18 protein-coding genes are annotated in these 20497 nt (G+C 53.8%); 4 read left to right on the plus strand and 14 right to left on the minus strand.

Annotated elements, in window-relative coordinates:
* Positions 1–193: 193 nt before the first annotated feature.
* From G8764_RS07655 to G8764_RS07665, 3 genes are all read right to left on the minus strand, one after another.
* Entirely contained in the window at positions 194–856 is a 663-nt protein-coding gene (locus G8764_RS07655; RefSeq protein WP_207951746.1) for an NAD(P)-dependent oxidoreductase, read from the minus strand.
* Between the two features lie 103 nt (positions 857–959).
* A complete protein-coding gene (locus G8764_RS07660; protein ID WP_166163785.1) occupies positions 960–1955 on the minus strand; it encodes a DMT family transporter in 996 nt (331 codons plus the stop codon).
* A gap of 78 nt (positions 1956–2033) precedes the next feature.
* Positions 2034–2675, minus strand: coding sequence for an NAD(P)-dependent oxidoreductase (locus tag G8764_RS07665; protein ID WP_166163787.1), 642 nt, complete (start codon positions 2673–2675; stop codon positions 2034–2036).
* A 123-nt stretch (positions 2676–2798) separates the two neighbouring features.
* Between G8764_RS07665 and G8764_RS07670 the strand changes: the two genes are divergently transcribed.
* The gene (locus G8764_RS07670) at positions 2799–3704 is read left to right on the plus strand and encodes a LysR substrate-binding domain-containing protein (protein ID WP_166163789.1); all 906 of its coding nucleotides are present in this window, start codon (positions 2799–2801) and stop codon (positions 3702–3704) included.
* A 47-nt stretch (positions 3705–3751) separates the two neighbouring features.
* Here the strand turns inward: G8764_RS07670 and G8764_RS07675 are convergent, their stop codons facing one another.
* Complete coding sequence (locus tag G8764_RS07675) at positions 3752–4636, minus strand: LysR family transcriptional regulator (protein ID WP_166163791.1); 885 nt, start codon at positions 4634–4636, stop codon at positions 3752–3754.
* Positions 4637–4731: 95 nt separating this feature from the next.
* Between G8764_RS07675 and G8764_RS07680 the strand changes: the two genes are divergently transcribed.
* On the plus strand, positions 4732–5232 hold the full coding sequence (locus G8764_RS07680; protein ID WP_166163793.1) for a lactoylglutathione lyase family protein: 501 nt from the start codon (positions 4732–4734) through the stop codon (positions 5230–5232).
* Between the two features lie 32 nt (positions 5233–5264).
* Here G8764_RS07680 and G8764_RS07685 read toward each other — a convergent pair whose 3' ends face one another.
* The 5 genes from G8764_RS07685 to egtB form a co-directional block, all read right to left on the minus strand.
* A complete protein-coding gene (locus G8764_RS07685) occupies positions 5265–5627 on the minus strand; it encodes a VOC family protein (protein ID WP_166163795.1) in 363 nt (120 codons plus the stop codon).
* 97 nt (positions 5628–5724) lie between these two features.
* Complete coding sequence (gene rho, locus G8764_RS07690; protein ID WP_166163797.1) at positions 5725–6681, minus strand: transcription termination factor Rho; 957 nt, start codon at positions 6679–6681, stop codon at positions 5725–5727.
* A gap of 92 nt (positions 6682–6773) precedes the next feature.
* Positions 6774–7529 (minus strand): aspartate/glutamate racemase family protein, encoded by a 756-nt coding sequence (locus G8764_RS07695; RefSeq protein ID WP_166163799.1) that lies wholly within the window; start codon positions 7527–7529, stop codon positions 6774–6776.
* A gap of 273 nt (positions 7530–7802) precedes the next feature.
* A complete protein-coding gene (locus G8764_RS07700) occupies positions 7803–8750 on the minus strand; it encodes an L-histidine N(alpha)-methyltransferase (RefSeq protein ID WP_166163801.1) in 948 nt (315 codons plus the stop codon).
* 38 nt (positions 8751–8788) lie between these two features.
* Positions 8789–9946 (minus strand): ergothioneine biosynthesis protein EgtB, encoded by a 1158-nt coding sequence (gene egtB / locus G8764_RS07705; protein WP_166163803.1) that lies wholly within the window; start codon positions 9944–9946, stop codon positions 8789–8791.
* Positions 9947–10468: 522 nt separating this feature from the next.
* Here egtB and G8764_RS07710 point away from each other — a divergent pair.
* Positions 10469–11959 carry a mannitol dehydrogenase family protein gene (locus G8764_RS07710; RefSeq protein WP_166163805.1) on the plus strand — a complete coding sequence of 497 codons (1491 nt, stop codon included), beginning with the start codon at positions 10469–10471 and terminating at the stop codon, positions 11957–11959.
* Between the two features lie 94 nt (positions 11960–12053).
* Here the strand turns inward: G8764_RS07710 and G8764_RS07715 are convergent, their stop codons facing one another.
* The 5 genes from G8764_RS07715 to manD form a co-directional block, all read right to left on the minus strand.
* Complete coding sequence (locus tag G8764_RS07715; protein ID WP_207951747.1) at positions 12054–12821, minus strand: hypothetical protein; 768 nt, start codon at positions 12819–12821, stop codon at positions 12054–12056.
* Positions 12822–13002: 181 nt separating this feature from the next.
* Entirely contained in the window at positions 13003–14361 is a 1359-nt protein-coding gene (locus tag G8764_RS07720) for an MATE family efflux transporter (RefSeq protein WP_243748680.1), read from the minus strand.
* A 143-nt stretch (positions 14362–14504) separates the two neighbouring features.
* Positions 14505–16274 carry a sodium:solute symporter family transporter gene (locus G8764_RS07725; protein WP_166163809.1) on the minus strand — a complete coding sequence of 590 codons (1770 nt, stop codon included), beginning with the start codon at positions 16272–16274 and terminating at the stop codon, positions 14505–14507.
* 12 nt (positions 16275–16286) lie between these two features.
* The gene (locus G8764_RS07730) at positions 16287–17432 is read right to left on the minus strand and encodes a Gfo/Idh/MocA family protein (protein WP_243748652.1); all 1146 of its coding nucleotides are present in this window, start codon (positions 17430–17432) and stop codon (positions 16287–16289) included.
* 212 nt (positions 17433–17644) lie between these two features.
* Positions 17645–18862: a D-mannonate dehydratase ManD gene (manD, locus tag G8764_RS07735; RefSeq protein WP_166163811.1), complete on the minus strand. Its 1218-nt coding sequence runs from the start codon at positions 18860–18862 to the stop codon at positions 17645–17647.
* A gap of 126 nt (positions 18863–18988) precedes the next feature.
* Here manD and G8764_RS07740 point away from each other — a divergent pair, with 126 nt between their 5' ends.
* A complete protein-coding gene (locus tag G8764_RS07740) occupies positions 18989–19999 on the plus strand; it encodes a LacI family DNA-binding transcriptional regulator (RefSeq protein ID WP_166163813.1) in 1011 nt (336 codons plus the stop codon).
* Positions 20000–20497: the final 498 nt, after the last annotated feature.

Raw genomic sequence — 20497 nt, forward strand, 5'->3', positions numbered from 1 at the left:
CGACCAAGGTAGACCACGACTGTGCTTGCCCTGCGGGAATGTGCGCCAAGGTAAAAAAGTCGCGCTCGCTGGAATCGACAATTAATGCCTCAGGCTACCCCGGGTTCAGCCCTGACTTTGCCGGCATAGCGCCTCAAGCACTGCTGCAACCTGTGGAGCGTGATGACCAATGGCTGGCCCTGTTGCCGCTCTATTACTTGCAGCCAACAATGGCCGGGGCGGTGCGAACCAGGCTGTCGTCCTCCAGGGCATTCACCATAAAGAGCGCAAAGTCGACGCGGCGGGTAAGATTGCGGGCCAGGATGGGATCGCCCACATGGTGACTCCAAAGCGGCAGCCCCTCGCTGTCGCCCTCCTCCAAATTGCTGCCGCGCACCACGGTCCAGCGCCGATCACTGGTAAAAATCCGCCGACAGGCTTCGATCTGATCATCCAGGTCGGCAAAGCGCAGCGCCCGGGCAAGCCAGCCAAAAACTCGCACGAACAGCCTTAACTGCCAGCTATAAACATCCTTGCCATCGAGACTGATGTGCCAGCCACAGGAAAATATCAAGCGCGCATGTGGCTCGGCGTAATCGAGCACTGCCTGGGCCGTGCCCGTGGCATAGCCGTGCACGCCCCAGGGTACCAGTACCGTCAATACGCCATCACAGCCTTTGACCGCCTGCTCAATCACAGCCCGATCATCGGTGGCGCCGGGGTGGATGGTAATTCGATCCCTGAACTTATCGAGTTTGGCGACACTCTGCGCCCGACAAACCGCCACCACTTCGCAGCCACGGTCGAGCGCATGCTGCACCATATACAGCCCCAGCTTTCCCGATCCACCAATAATGCAAACTCTTTTGGGTGTCATGTTTCCCTGTCCTTCCATGGCTGAATGCCCCCATTTAATTGAATGTCGCTCCTAAACTGACTGCTGCTCTCTAACTAACCGGTACCGGCTGGGCCGGCAGGGTTTATTTTACTCGGCCTCCCGCGGCGCGAAACAGTGGTTTATTTACACCGCTGCTCCAGCCCTTTAACTGACTGACGATACCCGCCGCCACCAGCACCGCGCTGACCAGAAACCCGGGCAGTAGAGGCTCCCCCAACAGCCCGGTGGCAATCGGCACCCCAAAGACGACACTGACCCCGCCCATCAGGCTGATAAAGACCGGGCCACCGCTTTTCTGCAATACAAACATCAGCTGGAACTGGCCGGCAAATACCAGCGCCTGCAACATAATCAGGCCAACATTCTCAGAACTGTAACTCGCCAGTGTTAACCGCTCACCCAGAGCCAGGCCATAGACAATGAGCATCGCTGCGGCTGCGACCAGCATACCGGGAGCGAGGGATTCAGCGCTGGCCCCGGGTGGCCAGCGACGGCTGCGATAAATATTCCCCGCCGTCAGCAGCACCGGCCCCAGCAAGGTCAGTGCAATCCAGCCAATGTCAGCGTCCGGTGCCAACCACTGCCTGGCAACCAGCAACACGGTGCCCACCAGCGCCAACAATACACCGGTTGCCCGCCACCAGTTAAAGCGCTCCATCCCCAACCACAGCGCCCCCACATAGGTCAGCAGCGGCGGCACGGCGATCATCATGGCGACAAAGCTCACACCCAAATGCGGCACAGCGCTAAAGAAAATAAGGTTGGCACCGGCGGTGGTGAGAAAACCGGCCACCACAAAGTACTCCAGCGAGCGCCGATTCAAAGCAGCAACCTGGCCGCGCAACGCCGCCAGCAAAACCAGGATCAACGCGGCCCCCAGCAGCGACCACAGCAAATAGACAAGCGGCGCCAGGGCAAGCCCGTGGGCCACTTTGGCCAGGTTGGTGGTGAAACCGAGCAGCAACCCGGCCCCGAGCAGAGAGGTCAGGGCCACCCGCCGGGATGGCGGTGCTTGCTGTGCAGTTACGCTGCTGCCGGCTATTGTTTTGACTGCGATGTTATTCACTACGTTACTCATAAAGCCCTCCCTGTTTGTGTTACGCCGCGCCAGAATGGCGCTCGGTCACCCGGGCATTACTTGTGAGCGCTACCACCCTCAATAGGCGACGGTGAAACGCTGCTGGTGATGACGGGGCGACTCGATTTCATCCAGCAACGCAACGGCGAGATCTGCCATGGAAATACGCGAGCGCCCCTCCCGGTCGAGCAACAATTCATCGCCGCCCAGACGATAGGTTCCGGTGCGCTCTCCCGCCATAAGTTCGGCCGGAGGGCTGAGGTAGGCCCAGTCGAGATGCGTTACTTCGCTGCAGAGCCGATGCTGGTCCAGGCTGGCCTGGCCAATATGGCGCAGGGAGGGATCGAGGTAGCGGGGATCGTCGAGCAGCATACGTCCGGCGCCATCGGGCACGATCAGGCTGGCCGCGCCACCCACCACCAGCAGTCGCGCTCCGCTGCCCGTGAGACCGGTGAGCAGGCCACGGGTGTTGGCCTCGATATCCTGCTCCCGCCCGCTGGCCGGGCGGGTGGCGTTAACCACCACGTCCTGCCCGACGCTGACCCTGGCGACATCCTGACGATTGGCGATGTCGGCGATTTGAGTAGTGACGCTCGCCGGTATATCCGCTGCGCGAGCAGGATTCCTCACTGCCGCGGTGACCCTATGACCGCGAGACAGCGCCTCAGCGACGACCCGCCGTCCGACATTGCCAGCGGCACCAAAAACAGTAATTTTCATAGCCTTAAGCTCCTTAATGCATGGGTTGATTTCTCAGACTTAAGGCTACTACTTCACGCCAAGCAGATAATCCGGCTATCATGAACAACACTGTTCACGGAAATTGACCAATAGGAGGCGATCGTGGATTCCCTGAGCGATATCGTGGTCTTTGCCAAGGTGGTGGAAAGCGGCAGTTTTACCGCCGCCGCGGAGCACTTGTCGCTGTCCAAATCGGTGGTCAGCAAATACGTGACCCGGCTCGAAGAGCGGCTGGGAGCGCGCCTGCTGAACCGCACCACGCGCCGCATCAGCCTCACGGAAATTGGCGCCACGTTTTACCGGCAAAGCCAGCAGGGACTGCAAGTACTGGAAGACGCGGCGGCGGAAGTATCGCGCTTGCAGGGCGAACCCCGGGGTACACTGCGCATCAATGCGCCCATGTCATTTGGCGTGCTGCACCTGGCGCCGGCTATTCCCGACTTTCTCAGCCGCTATCCGGAACTGGCGGTGGATGTCCAGTTTGACGACCGCAAGGTTGATGTTATTGAGGGTGCATTTGATGTGTCGATACGCATTGCCGATATAGCAGACTCCTCCCTGGTCGCTCGGCGCATCGCGCCCTGCCGGCACGTGCTAGTGGCTGCGCCAGATTACCTGCAGCGGCGCGGCATCCCGGCGACACCGCTCGACCTGCAAGAGCACAGTATCGTCAGCTACCAGTACCAGGAGTCCGCCCGGCAGTGGGAATTTGTCGACCCCCGGGGAAAATCAATCATGGTGCCGGTGCAGGCGACAGTGCAAATGAACAACAGCCTCGGCATGCGCGAAGCGGTACTCAACGGCGCGGGCATTATGCGGACACCCACCTTTGTGGTAGGCAGTGACATTCGCCAGGGACGCCTGCAACCACTGCTGACCAGTTATAAAACCCTGCAGCGGTCGATCTATATTGTCTTTCCCCAGCGCCGCCACCTGTCCCCCAAAATACGCGCGTTTATCGACTTTATGGCCGAGCGAATTACCGCTACGCCTTACTGGGATGAGTAACCGGGCAGGCATTCAGGAGGGACTGGTTGTTCGACTTAGCCGGAATGTCAGACCTCAGCACCCTGCAGGCACTTCTCCACTTCCGAGATTACCGTAACAACCCTGTTCGGTGATGTTCTATTGGCGTGGGTGCCGATATAGAGGGTCTCGCTGACGGGATGCGCCAGCCGATGTGCGTTAACTTTTTTGATCTCTTTAAAAGCGCCGACCGCGTAGCCGGGTAGCACGGTAAAGCCCAGCCCCATACTTACCGGTTCCAGAATGAGATGGATCTGGTTGGAAAAGCCGGACTTCCGGAACTGACTGCTATTGCGAAACTGCGGGAAATTTACCCCCAGCAACTGGCCCGCATGATAGGCACCATCCGGGTGATCAACAAACCCCAACTCCACCAACTGATCCCAGCCGGGCTCGGTAACGCTGGCCGGCGTCACCAGCAGCAACTCCTCTTCTGCAACAGGTTTCAGGCTCACGTCGCTCACGGTCGCCAGGCGCGTCATCAGGCCCAAATCCACTTTATGCTCCGCTATCATCCGCTCCACATCACTGTTCGGTGCAAAACGATATTCCACCACCAGTTTGGGATGCCGCTTCTGCAGACCCAACAAATGCGGATAAAGCAGCAGGCCGACGCTCCCCGGTGACGCCACCTTGACGACCCCTTCATAAGCAGGGTCCTGGGTAATCCTGGTCTCCAGGTCAGCCAGCGAAAGGATCAATTGCTGGCCCTCCCGGTAGAGGCGCTCACCGGTGCTGGTAAGGGTAAAGCGTTTCCCCTGCCTGACCAGTAGCGGCTGCCCCAGGTACTCTTCAAGCTTGCGCACATGCTGGCTCACACCAGACTGGGTCATGTGCAGATCTGCGGCGGTGCGGGTGAAATGGCCGACCTCAACAAGTGTACAAAAGCTGCGCAACCAGACGGGATTAATCATTACAGTTCGTACTCAATATGATTTCAAATGATAATTTTACCTAATACACGCGGTTGTGTAACCTGTAAACATCATCAATAAAGGGGCACCAAATCATGAGCAAGGCATACCCACGCAGCTTTTCACACATAGGCATATCCGTTCCCGACCTGGAAGCCGCGGTTAAGTTCTACACCGAGGTAATGGGCTGGTATTTAATTATGGAACCCACTGAAATCGTCGAAGACGACAGCCCGATTGGCGCAATGTGTACCGACGTATTTGGCGCCAACTGGGAAAAATTCCGCATTGCACACCTGTCAACCGGTGACCGCATTGGCGTTGAACTGTTTCAGTTTAAAGACCAGGTGAACCCTGAGAACAACTTTGAATACTGGAAAACCGGCGTATTTCACTTTTGCGTGCAAGACCCGAATGTAGAAGAGCTGGCGGAGAAGATTGTCGCGGCCGGCGGTAAAAAGCGCATGCCTGCACCGCGTTATTACTACCCCGACAAAAAGCCCTATCGAATGATCTATATGGAAGACCCGTTTGGCAATATCCTGGAAATCTACAGCCACAGCTACGAACTGATCTATAGCGAAGGGGCGTATTAACAGACGCTTAATTAGCAGGCAAGCGGGACCAATCAAACACCCTGGCGATCCGACCATACCGCGAGCTCATTGCCACTGGGCTCGGTAAAATGAAAACGGCGGCCGCCAGGGAACGGAAAGATCGGTCTGGTTACTACGCCACCGGCCGCCTCTACGTCAGCCAGGGTTTGTTCGAGGTCTTCGCTGTAAAATACCAGTAGCGCAGCCCCCTGCCCGGTAACCGATTTCAGGTCAGACTGGTAAAAGCCACCGTCGAGCCCCTCACCGGAAAAGGCGGTATATTCCGGCCCGTAGTCGATAAACGACCAGGCAAACGCCTTATGAAAAAAATCTTTCGTCGCGGCGATGTTTTGCGCGGGGAACTCAACGTAGTTCAACTTTCCATGCTCTGGCACATCTCTCTCCCAAAACTGATTAACAATGAAGCGACCCCAGTTAGCCGCCGGCTATAGCTCAGCAATCTTTCTCCAGAAGTCAGACCAGCTATCAATCTTACGCCTTATTCATGCCACTAACCTTCAGAAGCTCGGCATTGGTCGGGTATTTCTCCAGCAACTCAACCAGCTTCCTGGCGCCCTCAACCGGTTTGAGGTGGGTAAGTGCCCTGCGCACCGCTCTGGCGCTCTCGATCTCGCTCGGTTTAAGAAGTAGCTCCTCGCGACGAGTACTGCTTTTGGCAATATCCAGCGCGGGAAAGATCCGCTGGTTGGCGACATCCCGCGACAGGACCAGCTCCATATTACCCGTGCCTTTGAACTCCTCAAAGATCACCTGGTCCATGCGGCTGCCGGTATCGACGAGCACAGTCGCCAGGATAGTAAGCGAGCCACCATTCTCAATCTTCCTGGCCGCCCCAAACAGCTTTCTTGGGATTTCCATGGCCCTGGCATCTACCCCGCCCGACATGGTGCGGCCACTGCTCTTTCGCTCTGCATTGTGTACCCGTGAAAGCCTGGTGAGAGAGTCGATCACAATCATAACATCGCGGCCTTCGCCGGCCTCCTTGCGAGCGGTACTGAGAAGGTCATTGGCCACACGGATGTGTTGCTCATAGCTCTCATCCGAGGAAGAGGCGTGCACCTCAGCCGGCACGCTGCGCTTGAAATCAGTCACTTCTTCCGGTCGCTCATCAATGAGCAGCGCATAGAGCTTTATCTGCGGATAGGCTTGCCCTACGGCCTGGCAAATATGTTTTAAAATGGTGGTTTTCCCGGAGCCCGGTGGAGCAACAATCAACCCTCTCTGCCCCATGCCGATTGGCGTAAGCAAATCCATTGCCCGAACAGTGAGCTGCTGAGAGCCTGATTCCAACCGAATGCACTCGGTAGGATTGATGGCGACCCCATTGGCAAAGCTTTTGTGCGGGTCATCACCGGATGCGCCCGCCCCATCGGCCTGATTGGCGCCTTTATTTCTTTTCACTTTCAAACTTAACGTTTTTTTCGTCATGATACTGGTCTATCGCTTAAGAGAATTGGGTATTTGTCGAACTGGTTACGAAGCCAGGGGAGGTTGACTAAGGCGGTATTATTGGACGGACGCTAACTGCAAACTATCCCCTGTAGCGCCTGGTCTATTTGCACTCTGGCCATATCAAAGATATCTGGCCTGGAGTTGCTCAAAGCGACCGAAAGCTCAGTGCAAGCAATAACGACGGGAGCCAACTCGCTGTAGTGAGTTAGCAGTCTATCAAACACACCCAGTTCTTGCGCTGTTTCTTTGTGGCAATAAACCCGCTGCCTGAGTGTATCGATGGCGCGCATATCACCTGGCTGCGGGCGAATAATGGCGATTCCTGACTCGGTAAACTGTTTGGTCAACGCCGGGGATTGCATACTGTAGTGAGATCCGAACAGTACGATCCTGTCGCAGCCCGATTGTTGCAGCTGCTCAATTGTCCTGGATACAGGGTGAATGATATTCAGCGACTCTAGCGCCAAATCACCCTGCAAGCGATCATAGCATTCGTGCAGGGTAATATTGGGAATAATAATTTGCGCAACGGATAGCTTCGCCAGTGCTTGCAGCCAGTTTTTGAGTGCGGGCTCCAAATCCGACCATTTATCGGGCAGATGGGGGTTGAATTCATCAAAGTTGCTATTTAGCAAAATCAGGGGGCAGGTACTATCACCACCGAACTTGCGATTATAACCGGCGTTCAACTGCTCGATATAGAAAAGCGTAGATCGACTACCCAGGCCCAGCACTCCTAACGGAGCAGACGAACGGAAAGAAGCTACGGAGCCTTTTTCCTTGCCGCTTGATTTGTGCTCTCGATGCTCTCCCGTGTCAGCCATAGCCACTGCACATAAAATTGTTTCCTAGTTACGCCTATGAATAAGCCAGCTATCGGCGATAGTAAACATATACCCTGTAGCCCTTGGGACAGTAGCTTTGCTCCCGGCCTGGCTCCAGGGACTTGCTTTCAAGACTCGCCGAGGTTCCATCCATGGAGGCTCCACGACAGCATCCCTGCTGTCGAGGGTCTTGAAAGCAAGCCCCCGAAGCCAGACCTAACATAGTGCCGGCTGCACGCCCCTTAGCTTAGATGGTAATTGGGAATTGTTTTGTTAATCCCTGTTCAGCAGATAGTCTGCAAAGTAATTGGCTTTATCCGTAAACCTGGCGGTTATAAAAAAATCGGTTTCCTCTAAAATATCATTCAAAATATCATCATTATATTTACGGGAAATTTCCGTAAGAATTTTCTCCCCAGCGCCAAAATGATAGGACGTCCCGGTCGCTTTAATCTCGACCAACTGCTCGCAATTGCTCATCAAATAGCTTTTGGCGATACCGTCGCTCTCGTGGTATTCCGGCGCGTGTTCAAACCCATCAAGATCAAAGGAGCCACCCAACTCGGTATTTATGCGTTGCAGCAGATTAAGATTAAAGGCTCGGGTGATGCCGCGCTCATCGTTATAGGCAGGCAAGACGATATCGGCAGATTTAAGCAAATCTGCACCCAGCAGCAATTTGTCATCCTTACTCAAGTTGGCACCTAGCTGGTACAGAAAACGAGCGGCGAGTGCGTCACTCATATTGCCAATATTGGAACCGAGAAAAAGCACAATTTTGGGATGATGGCTATCTTTTACCGACCCCAACATATCGAAATAGTCGCCATGTTTTGGTTTGACAGACACCTGGGGCAAATTTTTCTGCAATGATTGCTCAAGCTTGTCTAACGCGTTTTTCGAAAAGTCGACTGGCATATACTCGTATTGATACCCCTCCTGGCTGAGCACCTCAAGCAGCTTACGAGTTTTGGTACCGTCGCCTGGTCCCAACTCAATCAACTCAAAATAAACGTCCTTATCGGTCTGGAATGACTCTACCAGCGCCTGGGTTTGATCACTGAATATTTCCATTTCACTGCGGGTCAGGTAATACTCTGGCATCTTCATAATTTGCACAAACAGCGCATCGCCCTTTTCATCATAGAAGTATTTTGAGGGCAGTGTTTTTTCAGCTTTACTCAAACCAGCATCAACATCTTTGGCAAATTGATCAATCATCTCGTTTACGTCGTCCTTAATATTTTCATCCAGGCAGTTTATTTAACCAAACGAATGCCGGAATATTGCCACTGGAAATGCGGCTGGAAAAAATTCCGGTAAGTGGCTCGCGAGTGGTTTTGTGTGGTTGCAGCCGAGGCGCCGCGCAAAACCATTTGGTTGACCATAAACTTGCCATTGTATTCTCCAACAGCGCCCTCGCTCACGCTAAACCCCGGATACGCCTGGTAAGCTGATGAAGTCCACTCCCAGCGCAGCCCCCAATCAAATTGGGGTGATGCAACCTCCCATTCAAACTCGGTGGCCAGGCGCATATTTTTCCAGTTAGCAAAAGCATTAGCTTCGTAATACGAGACGTGCGCCAAAATGGCCTTCTTATCAACCGGCTTTAAGCCTGCCAGGGTGTAGTAATGCCATTGTCCTTCAATGTTTGTCCAATACAAAGGGCAGTTAATTTGATTAGCACACAGCCATGTCCAACCGTCGTCCAGCCAATAGCTAAATGTGTTGTAGCCGCCGCTTTCCATAAACTCTATATATTCACCGTTGGTAACCAGAGAGGCCGCTATCTCAAAACCTTGCAGATAGACCTTATGGCGTTCGCGCTCATTATCAAAACAAAAGCTATCGCCCCCATGACCAACTTCGTAGGTGCCTGGCTCGACTGCCAGCCATTGCCTGCCATCTGGAATAACGCTGTTGCGATCAGCAACAAGATTGCAGTCTTGTCGATACACGGGGCATAGAGGATTTAACGCCAGGGTGTATTTCAGGTCCGTCAACAACAATTCCTGATGCTGCTGCTCATGATTTATACCCAGTGTCACTAGCGCCTTGACTGTGCCAGGAATATCTTCAGCGAGTAAACGCTGGATGTATTTATCCACATAGTGCCGGTATTGATACACCTGCTCAACAGTTGGCCGTGTGATGATGCCACGTTGAGCTCGAACGGCTTTTTCACCCACGCTCTGGTAATAGCTATTAAAAAGATAGCCAAAATGCGCATCGAACACGGCATAATCCGCAACGAACTTCGTCAGGATCATCTCTTCAAAAAACCAGGTGGTGTGCGCCAAATGCCATTTTGGCGGGCTGGTGAATTCAACCGCCTGCGGAATATAGTCCTCAATATTTAACGGGGCACAGAGAGACTCGGTGTATTTCCGTGTTTGTTGATATAGGGCTAATAGCATAGGGCCAGACCTTGGAAATTATATGGTACCTGGAAGTTTACCCGGCTCAGTAACGCCGCTTGAATTCAGGGTAGCTATATGTTACCAATACTCTAAAGCACCAGCGAACTCAAGGCGTGGGTCGCTCCCATCCGATTGTGCGTCAACCGGAACGTTGCATTATTGTCGAAAGTCTTATTTTGTCGTAAATATCGACCGCATAATAACCAAGGACTAATGTAAGAAAATTACACTGTTTGACTGAGGCCATGCATTTTCACAGTGCCATAATCCGTTGACTTCAGCCAGCAAGTTAAACTGTTGATTTACCCCTCGGTAATATACCGTACCTCAACATTTTCCTGCCTACTTGGGCGGAGTCAATCAATGCCTGTATAAAGCGGTTCTACGACATTATTATCTGGTGCACCATTCATTTACTTTGCTTTCGCCTACTGGGGCCTGAGACGCGCCAAATCACTGCTGAAATCCGCCACAGCCATGGCCGCTAATACAATAACACCCACGAATTAAGAGGTTGTCATGAAGGACATTATAGAGCTCAAACAGGAGAGCCTGGCCCTCCTCGCCGGCAAAGTCGCCTGCCCATCCTATGACCGGAACAAGGTCAAGGCAGGCATCGTCCATATTGGGGTCGGTGGCTTCCATCGCTCCCACGAAGCCTATTACACCGACGCGCTGATGAATGAAACCGGCGACTGCAGCTGGGGTATCTGTGGCGTGGGTCTGCGAGAAGACGACCGCAAGATGCGCGATATCCTAAAGGCCCAGGATTACCTGTACGCGCTGATTGTGAGGCACCCGGGGGGGAAAGTTGAAACTTCCATCATCGGCTCACTGGTGGATTTTCTGCTGAGCGGCGACAATCCAGGCGCCGTCATCGACAGGATGGCCAGTGCCGACACCAAAATCGTGTCACTGACGATCACCGAAGGTGGCTATAACTTTGATCCCGCCTCTGGTGAGTTCGAATTTGGCAATCCGGATGTCCAGCACGACCTGGACAACCCCGCCCAGCCGAAGACGGTGTTTGGCTTCCTCACCGCGGCATTGAAGCAGCGCCGCACCGTAGGGCTGCCAGCCTTCACCGTCCAGTCGTGTGACAATATCCAGCACAACGGCGCCATGGCACGCAAGATGCTACTGGCCTTCGCCCACAAGCAAGACCCCGAGCTGGCCCGGTGGATCGAGAGAGAAGTATGCTTTCCCAACGCCATGGTGGATCGGATAACACCAGCGACAACGGCCGCGGATACCGCCTACCTGAGCAGCCAGGCAGGGTTCAAAGATGACTGGCCGGTCACCTGCGAGCCTTTTACCCAGTGGGTCATCGAAGACAACTTCAGCAATGGCAGGCCCGCGTGGGAGCATGTGGGGGCACAGTTTGTACCCGACGTTACCCCCTACGAAAAAATGAAAATACGCCTGCTCAATGCCGGGCATTCGGTGCTCGGCCTGCTCGGCTCGATCCACGGGCACGAGACCATCGATGGCTGTGTCGCCGACCCGCTGTTCGCCACCTACCTGCGCGCGTTTATGGACAACGAGGCCACGCCCGTGCTCGACCCGGTAGAAGGGGTCGACCTGGATGCCTACAAGGACAGTTTGCTGCAGCGCTTTGGCAACCCCAACATCAAGGACAGCCTGGCACGCATCTGCCTGGAGAGCTCGGCCAAGCTGCCCAAGTTTTTGATCTCCACCATCCACGAAAACCTGACCCGGGGCGGCAGCATCAAATATGCCACCCTCGTAATCGCCGCATGGTGCCTCTACAGCGACAAAGGCCGCAACCGGCATGGGGTCGAACTCAAAATCGTCGACCAGATGAAGACTGAACTGCATCAAGCGGCTGCCGGAACCAATGACGACCCACTGTCCTTTCTGCGCCTGAAAAGCCTGTTTGGCGACCTGGCAAGCAACAAGGAATTTACTGCGCTGTATACGGAGATGGTGCAGGCCATCTACAAGGACCCTGACATCGAGCAGCAGATGCGGAAAGTTCTTGCTGCCTAGCGTTACTGGCTCTCGAAGCACTGAATCCCCGCCTGCGCGGGGATGACCGTCTAAAGCAAGCACCCTTCGAGACAGCCCTCTGACCGGCCTGCCATCATTGCACGATTTTCTTCATTACCTGCTCGACATTCTTGTAAATGGTCGATTCAACAAAACCAATAGAAAAGGTTTGCGGAGTTACCAGGTATTTTTCCTTGTTGCTGCGGCCAAACCCCAACACGGTCATATAAGGTCGGCTGGCATAGTCGTCGGGATGTTCATCATCCTGGTGATGCAGCAGGTAAAACATGCGCGATGACTTGGCATCGCCAAACGCGTACCATTCCGGTGCGGGCAAATCACCCATAAACGGCTCTTCTATCTGGCGAGATTTGTCGTCGGCGGAGTTGTACCAGAAATCGTCCTTGTCCATCTCGCCACCGGGAACGCCCTCGTATTGCACCCAGTACTTATAGCCCGGGCTGACTCGGCTCATGGTGAAGTCACAGCGATCGGGATAGAAATCCCATTGCCCCTGCCACTGGCCGTTACCCGAGGTAAACACGATGCGAACGTGTTTATCCGTCTCAATTTCAACGACTGATGTGGACTTGTCAGTGCCGGCATTGAGGGCGTGGAAAAAACTGCCGTCCTGCTTGTGTATGGCGTTGGGAAAGCCGCGATACTCGCCTTTCCAGCCGGACCCTTTTTCAGGGTGAAAACCAATCCAGTCGACCCCATCCTTATCCAGCATGCTGGATAGACCACCACCTTCTTTCTCAAGATAGAAAGTGGCATTGGCGATGCTGACGATATAGGCAGATAGCCCTGCCGCGGACTCATCGATGCCATGGGTTAATGTGACCGGTTTTGCGGCCGGCATAGACGTACAACCAGACACCCAAACAACCACACTAAAAAGTACTGCAAAAAATTTTATTTTTTTAAACATATGAACTACTCATCCAAAAAAGCAATAAAACATCAGCGGACTATTTAAAAGCCCCCTCTCCAATAAACTGCAGCTAAATTATCATCTATAAACTGTGTACTTTTACTTAACGTCAGTCCCACTGCTCTTTCAATTGGCCAACGGAACCCTCCATGCGCTTAAGATTGATTTGCTTATAGCGGTAGAACGGAATCGTTTTCAGCAGCTCCTCCAACGGCATCATCGCGAACGCCCAGAAGATGGAGACATCGAAATGCAAAATCAAAATGGCACAGAGCGGCAGTGATATACCCCATTGCGTAACTATATGGATTTTCAGTACCCGCTTGCTATCGCCAAGCGCGCGCAGAATATTGCCTGAGACGCTGTTGTAGGAACGGATAATCGGAAGAATGATATAGAGCGGTGCAATGGTGTTTAATGCCATCCGGGCACCGGGCTCAATATTCGGGTAGATAAATTGGATACATTGACTGAGCAGCAAGAACAGCCCGGCAATCATCATCGACAGGGTCATCGCCACTCGGGTGGAATCCGAGGCAAACAAGGCCAGGCTCTTGTGTTCCTTTTGGCCCAAGGCCTGACTGATACTGATCGCCGAGGCCTGGGCCCAGGCATTGGTAAATTGCGTGCCCGCACGCACCCAGGGAAAGATCAGGGTGATGGCAACAAAGGCGAACAAATCGAGTTGCGCAAACAAAAGCTGATAGACCGTAGCGCCAATAGAGAGAACAAAAAAATTGGCAGCAACGGGATAAATCTCGGCATATTGCGGCCCGACTTCGGCCCGGAACAGCCGCTGTTGCGGGTAGGTTAAATCCACATTGTCGGCAGACTTCAGCACCACATAAAAGTACACCGCGCGCAGCAATACCGCGATTAAACTGCCCCAGGCCGCACCCTGTAGCCCCAACCCCTCGTAGGCACCAAAGCCATTGATTAAAAAATAGCTCAGTACTGCATTGACCGGCAACTCGATCAAAAACCCCTGCAGCGGCACTTTCGAGTTGCCGCAGCCATTTAACAGGGCGGTACACGTCTGGGTGTAGGCTGTCACCAGGACAACGTATTTGGTAATCGACAAGTAGGATTCAGCCAACGCTGCCAACTCGGCATCGTCGGTTATGGCGGCCACCAGTTCGGCGCCAAAAAAAGTCAGGACAGACAGGAACAGCAGCGCTGCAGCGGTACTGATAAACAGCCCCACCCGATAGGTGACGGCGAGATCAGGCTGGCTGTTGGCGCCATAGGCCCGACCGACGAGCAGCTGAATGCCATTGCCAATGGCAATGCCCACCCCCAACACAAAGGCCACAATGGTGGTTGCAATACCCAAAGCAGCTACCGACAGTTCACCCAGAGGCGCAACCAGCAGCGTATCAATCATCAACATGGACTGCACCAGCACCGCATTCAGCGCCAATGGCCAAGCCAGTGTCAGGTTCTTGCGTATATAGGCATTAAAATACATCAAGCACTAACCCTTTACGAAAAAGCCTCTACCACAACCCGCTATTATTGGCTGACAACAGCGAGTGGGTAGAGGAACAAGCCATTCAAGGGTAAAGCAACCAGGCCTGCTACCTTGCAGACCGGTGCCGCATAGATCGAAAATTAAACGGTAACGGTACTACTTTTTACCACCACCGGCCTGGAGCTTTTTTGCAACATAATACCGATGGTCAGGATAGCTGCCGCACAGGCCACGAACATCAGCCGGCCCCACATCGGGTTCGGTATCAAGGCCATCAGCAACACACCAGAGCCCATGATTTTAACCATCAGGCCCAACTTGTGACGCTGTTGACGATCGAAATCGTCCTGCTGGTCATCGGCAACAACGGGCGTTTGCAGATCCTCGAAAAAGCGATCGGTTTCCAGTTTGTGCTTGTCCGTCGACTCATTGTAGAAGAGTGAGGTGGCGCAGAAAAAGCCGGCAGTAATAAACAAGTGGCCGCCAATGGTGAGAATAATATTCATGTCAATGGTCTCGCGATCGGTCAGCGACTCGATACCAAACAGGCTCGCAAACACATCGGCGGTAAAGACATTCATAACAAACCAGGACACGAACAAGCCAACCGCAACGGTCGCCCAGGACGCCCAGGGTGGCGTTTTCTTGATGAATATGCCGAACAGTAACGGCACCATCATTGGCACCTGCACCATGGTTGAAACAGACATCATAAGCTCAAACAGGCTCAGCTCTTTCAGCGATGCAAACCACAGCGCTACCGTAATCACCAACAAGCCACTCAGGAAACTGATGAACTGGCTGATGCGCAGCAGCTTCCTGTCACTGGTTTCTCTGTTTCTTTTGGCGATAAAAGGTTGATAGATACTGCGCACAAAGATACCGGCGTTTTTATTCAGGGCCGAGTCCATGGATGACATAGACGCCGCAAAAAGGCCGGCCATCAACAAGCCAATGGTGCCTGCGGGCATCGCCAGCCGGGTAAATTCCAGATACACCGCATCTGCCGCCTTGTTGCCCAGGTTCGCATAGCCTGCGGTCGCATCCGGGTACAGGCTGGCAGCAGCCCAGGGCGGGATAAACCAGACGATGGTGCCCACCCCCATAAGCGTCATGGCCAACAGCGAAGCCTTACGGGCATTGATGGAGTCTTTGGCGGTCAGGAAACGAAATGAATCGTGCAGATTCATAATCGTAATGATTTGTTTCGGCAAGAAGAAAATAAAAGTGCCCACCAGTATCCAGACGTAGTTCATATCCGGGCCGATGAAAAAGCCACCGGGGAAATTGTTGACCAGGTTAACCGGGCCGCCAACCTTGACCAGTGCCACCACCGCGCAAGCCACTGAAATAACTGCGACCACCAGGGTTTGCACAAAGTCCGATGCCACCACACCCCAGGCACCGGACAGCACCGATACAAACAGTACCGTCAAGCCAATCGCAATAATGGTGAGCGTGATATCGGCTTCGAAAACGGCGCTGGTAAAAACCCCCAGGGCGTTTAGCCAGACACCGGCATTGAGAAAACTGAAAACGATTAATGCCCAGGAAAAGAACAGCTCGTTGCCGTGGCCAAAGCGTCTTCTTACGGCTTCGGTGGGTGTATCCACTCGCATCTGGCGAAAGCGATGGGAGAAGAAGGCCCAGCCGCACAGGTAGGCAAAGGTATTGCCGATATACACGAGGCTGATGGCAAAGCCGTCGTCAAAGGCTTTGCCCGCCGCACCGGTGAAGGTCACGGCGGAGAACTGCGCCATAAACGCCGTTGAGCCAACCATCCACCACAGCATTCGGCCGCCGCCGCGGAAATAGTCACTGGTCGAGTTTTCCGCCATGCGCGCAAACACAGCACCAATGGCAAGAATCAAGACGAAGTAGACCCCGATAACGAGATAATCATAAAACATGGTATTACCTATTTATTGCAGATGACGAACATCTGTCCAGTTATTGTTTTTTCTGATTATGTCAATGATCTGTTGGTACAGACTGCCTTCCTTGAAGGAAGGGTAAGGTGTGAAGGCTTCACCCTTGATGTCTTTGACAAACTCTCGCGCCAGGAAATGCCAATTGCGCTCGGTATCACCCTCGATCTGCGGCAGCTGGTCGGCAATCTCCTGGGGCACAGGCAGCTCTTGCCATTGCTTAGCGGCTTGATCCCACACAAACAGCGGCCCCATTCCGTAGTGGCCTTTAATAAAAATGGCACCCTCGGTGCCGTAAAAGACAATATGGTTTTCATCAAACTTGGGGGTCAGGCCGCCGTGTTTGAACAGCGCGGACACCGGCTTGCTGGCAAACGGGCTCTCCAGCTGGGCCAGAACGGTGTAGGACCATTCGACATTGCTCTCGCCCCACTGCAGCGACGGATCGTTCAGGTCTTTGGGGATAAAATCCCTGCGGGTCTTGAAGTTGTGTACACCCTCGACTATCGGCGCCTTGCCCAGGTCGTCGCGCACGTCACCGGCGATATTGAGAATTTTTTCTCCCACCACCGACGTGACAATCGACAGCATGTGGGTAAAGTTATTATTGAGGCGACCGCCGCCATCTTCCTTGCGGTGTGACCAGCCGAAAGGAATTTCTTTTTCCAGGTTAAAGTGCGATATACACTCAACTTCCACCGGCTCTCCAATCGCGCCACTGGCCACCAATTGCTTGGCGTGGAGGATATCCGCCATATAGCGGAAACTCGCCGCAAACGCGGTTTTTACGCCTTTCTGTTGCGCCAACTGGTACAACTCTGCCGATGTTTCACCGTCCGCGGTAAGTGGCTTGTCGCTGAACACATGACAACCAAATTCGATGGCCTGCTTAATGGCGTCGTAGTGGGCGCCGCCGGGTGTGGCGATAGAAACGATGTCTGGCTGGCACGCCTGCAATGCTGCCTCCCAATCGGTGCCAGAGCAGGGAATGTCCATTTTTTTCGCCACTTCAGTGACCACACTGGGGGTTCTGCCAACGATACCAACCACGTCAGCACCGGCGGCCCGGAACGCATCCGCATGGCCTTGTCCGGCAAATCCTGTTCCATAGATCAATACTTTTACTTTTTTGTCCATCATCTCACCTGCTGATTGCTTGCTGCATCAATTCGTTAATAATCGCCCATCTAAAAACTGCATACCTTTAATCCTGAAGTCATTCCCGTGTAGGCTACGGTCCGGCATACCGAAATTTATAGGTTTTAAACCGTTACTGGATCCCCGCCTGCGCGGGGATGACAAAGAAAGAGCTTCTTTACGGGCACAAAGAGCTTCTCTACGGGCACCAAGTACTACCAATTCCACATGGTCCCGTCTTCCAGACGACTGACGGGCAGGTATGAACGCTTGTAGGGAAAGGCTTTGGCAGCCTCTTCGTTAAATTCAACACCCAGGCCCGGCGCATCGCTGAGGTACGCCATGCCATCGACCACTTCGGTGCTGTGGGGAAATATGTTGCGCAGGTCATCGTTGCCGAAGCCGACAAACTCCTGCACCCCAAAGTTCGGCGCCCAAATATCCAGGTGCATATGGGCGGCCAAACAGACAGGTGACAGGTCCGGTGCACCGTGGGGGGCCAGCTTGACGTTGAACAGGCTGGCGAAATCCGTAATTCGCCGCAGTGCCGTGATCCCGCCAGCGTGGGTGGCCGCAACCCGGATGTAGTCGATCAGCTGATTCTGGATGAGGTCCTTACAGTCCCAAATGGTGTTGTAGGTTTCACCGATGGCCAGCGGCGTGGTGGTGTGCTGGCGGATCAGCTTGTAGTTGTCCTGGTTCTCGGCCATGGAGGCATCTTCCAGGAACATCAGGTTGTAAGGCTCCAGCAGCTTGCCCAGTCGTGCCGATTCAATCGGCGTCAGGCGGCTGTGGACATCATGCACCAGCTGCACCTCATTGCCGAGCCGGCTGCGAGCCTCGGCAAACAGGTCGGTAATCATGTTGAAATACTTGGGCGTCGACCACGCCTCTTCCGGCGGCAGCGGACGGTTGCCCTGCATTTCAAAGTAGTCTTTCTTGTCACCCAGCACGCCATAGGTAACGTCCAGGCCCGGCACGGCGGACTGCAAGCGGATGGCTTTGAAGCCGGCATCGGCGTGTTTCTGGGCGTTATCCAGGGTTTGGGCAATGTTTTCGCCATTGGCGTGGGCATACAGGGTCACCCCTTTGCGGCTTTTGCCGCCCAGCAGCTGGTAGACCGGCAGCCCGGCTACCTTGCCCTTGATGTCCCACAGCGCCATATCGATGGCGGCCGTGGCGGCCATATTGATAGGGCCCCTGCGCCAGTAAACACCCCGATACAGGTACTGCCAAATGTCTTCGATATCGTGGGCGTTGCGGCCGATCAGGCACGGAATCACGTGCTCCTCCAACAGCGCCACTACCGCCTGTTCACGGCCATTGACGGTGGCATCGCCCAGTCCGTACACGCCATCTGACGTCGTCACCTTGACGGTGACAAAGTTTCTGCCCGGGCAGCATACGAACACTTCAATCTTGTCAATAATCACCTGATTCGCCTCAAAACTGTTTTCTATAAAACGTTTTACTAAACCGATTTAGTTGTGTAATTTAACATACCAAGGCAATATGTCAACCCGTCTCGGGAAACATCCATTCAGAGTAGATTTCATAGCATGGCAAAAGTAAGACTGGTCGATGTGGCCGCGCACGCGGGCGTGTCAAAAAGTACGGTATCGCAGTTTCTCAGTGGGCGCTTTGACTATATGTCGAAGGATACAAAGGAGCGAATCCAGACTGCGATTCGTGATTTGAACTACGTCCCCAACGCGATCGCAAGGAGCCTGAAGACCAACAAAACCACGACCATAGGCGTTATTGTCCGCGATATTACCGGCTACCATACCAGCCGGACCATCCGCGGCATCGATGACTTTTGCAAAAGCAGTACCTACAACGTACTGATCTATAACACCGATTTTGACCCGCAAAAAGAAGCCCAGGCGCTGCAGAATTTGCGCCAGATAAATGTCGACGGAATGCTGGTGGCGCCCTCTGGAGCCAACACCCACTTGATCAATGAGTATATTGACCAGGGCTTGCCGGTAGTGCAGTTCCAGCTGGAGCACGACGGCACCGAAAAGAACATTATTTTGTCGGATTACAAAAAAGCCGCCTTTGAGGCCACGGAGTATTTGATTCAGCTGGGCCACAAGCGAATTTGCTTCGTTACCCAGACCTTTGATGCCGTCAAGTCACGCAGGGATCGCTACCGGGGTTACCGCGAGGCGCTGGAAAAACACGGACTGGCGCCTGACCGGGAGCTGGTCCTGTACTGGCAGCGGGGGCCAGGTTTTGCCAAGACGCCCCAATCGTTGCTTGAACTGGCGGACCCGCCTACCGCCTTTTTCACCCAGCATTTAGCCATCACCACTGAACTGCTGGAAGAATTCAACCGGGCCAATATAGCCGTCGGGGAAGATATTTCGTTACTCGGCTTTGAAGACATGCCCATGGTCGAGTTCTTTAAGACCCCCATCACCGTGATCCAGGAAGACCCCTACAAGATCGGCATGGAGGCGGCAAAATTACTGCTGTCGAAGATCAACGATAAAGATACCCCCCCGCAAAGAATGATCATCCCCTGCGCGCTGGCTCGCCGCCAGTCCTGTCGTAAAATCGATTAGATTGGAGTAGCACAACCAGCATTGGCAGCATTAGTGAGTACTCACACCCGTTATTCAATGGCGCTTTCCGCTTGCCAGCCGTTGGGCAAACACGCGTCAGAAACCGGGTTTCAGCCGCCACAGCAGTACTTTTTCGAAAAAATAAATTTCCTGGGCTTCGACCGTATCTCTTTGATTTAAAACAAATTCCTAGGAAGCGACCGTTTACCAGAACCAATTTTTAGTGAAGTTTTAATAGAAGATCCCCAGTCGGATTCGTCCTCGATAGGCGTCAGGTAGCTTTCACACCGGGTCAGGGGTTTCCGTGGTTGTCGCTGTTCAACGCTGTCGCTGTTCACGCCTGCTGATGCACTTGCCCCAAACTATAACTTAAGCCTTCGCTTATATATTTAACAAAGATCTCGCTTGATCGGCAAGCAGCCAGCCTTTGCTGCCTGCGCCTTCCAGCGAAACGAGGGGCCCGGGCTCCTCCTCCATCACTATTATAAGTTCCAGGAG

It is taken from the genome of Pseudomaricurvus alcaniphilus, from assembly GCF_011440395.1.
In the GTDB taxonomy this organism is placed as follows: Bacteria; Pseudomonadota; Gammaproteobacteria; order Pseudomonadales; family Cellvibrionaceae; genus Pseudomaricurvus; species Pseudomaricurvus alcaniphilus.

What these genes read in the sequence shown, in the direction of transcription:
- G8764_RS07655 (WP_207951746.1), bottom strand. Translation starts at nt 856, where the DNA reads ATGACACCCAAAAGAGTTTGCATTATTGGTGGATCGGGAAAGCTGGGG.
- G8764_RS07660 (WP_166163785.1), bottom strand. Translation starts at nt 1,955, where the DNA reads ATGAGTAACGTAGTGAATAACATCGCAGTCAAAACAATAGCCGGCAGC.
- G8764_RS07665 (WP_166163787.1), bottom strand. Translation starts at nt 2,675, where the DNA reads ATGAAAATTACTGTTTTTGGTGCCGCTGGCAATGTCGGACGGCGGGTC.
- G8764_RS07675 (WP_166163791.1), bottom strand. Translation starts at nt 4,636, where the DNA reads ATGATTAATCCCGTCTGGTTGCGCAGCTTTTGTACACTTGTTGAGGTC.
- G8764_RS07680 (WP_166163793.1), top strand. Translation starts at nt 4,732, where the DNA reads ATGAGCAAGGCATACCCACGCAGCTTTTCACACATAGGCATATCCGTT.
- rho (WP_166163797.1), bottom strand. Translation starts at nt 6,681, where the DNA reads ATGACGAAAAAAACGTTAAGTTTGAAAGTGAAAAGAAATAAAGGCGCC.
- G8764_RS07695 (WP_166163799.1), bottom strand. Translation starts at nt 7,529, where the DNA reads ATGGCTGACACGGGAGAGCATCGAGAGCACAAATCAAGCGGCAAGGAA.
- G8764_RS07700 (WP_166163801.1), bottom strand. Translation starts at nt 8,750, where the DNA reads ATGATTGATCAATTTGCCAAAGATGTTGATGCTGGTTTGAGTAAAGCT.
- egtB (WP_166163803.1), bottom strand. Translation starts at nt 9,946, where the DNA reads ATGCTATTAGCCCTATATCAACAAACACGGAAATACACCGAGTCTCTC.
- G8764_RS07710 (WP_166163805.1), top strand. Translation starts at nt 10,469, where the DNA reads ATGAAGGACATTATAGAGCTCAAACAGGAGAGCCTGGCCCTCCTCGCC.
- G8764_RS07715 (WP_207951747.1), bottom strand. Translation starts at nt 12,821, where the DNA reads ATGCCGGCCGCAAAACCGGTCACATTAACCCATGGCATCGATGAGTCC.
- G8764_RS07720 (WP_243748680.1), bottom strand. Translation starts at nt 14,361, where the DNA reads ATGTATTTTAATGCCTATATACGCAAGAACCTGACACTGGCTTGGCCA.
- G8764_RS07725 (WP_166163809.1), bottom strand. Translation starts at nt 16,274, where the DNA reads ATGTTTTATGATTATCTCGTTATCGGGGTCTACTTCGTCTTGATTCTT.
- G8764_RS07730 (WP_243748652.1), bottom strand. Translation starts at nt 17,432, where the DNA reads ATGATGGACAAAAAAGTAAAAGTATTGATCTATGGAACAGGATTTGCC.
- G8764_RS07740 (WP_166163813.1), top strand. Translation starts at nt 18,989, where the DNA reads ATGGCAAAAGTAAGACTGGTCGATGTGGCCGCGCACGCGGGCGTGTCA.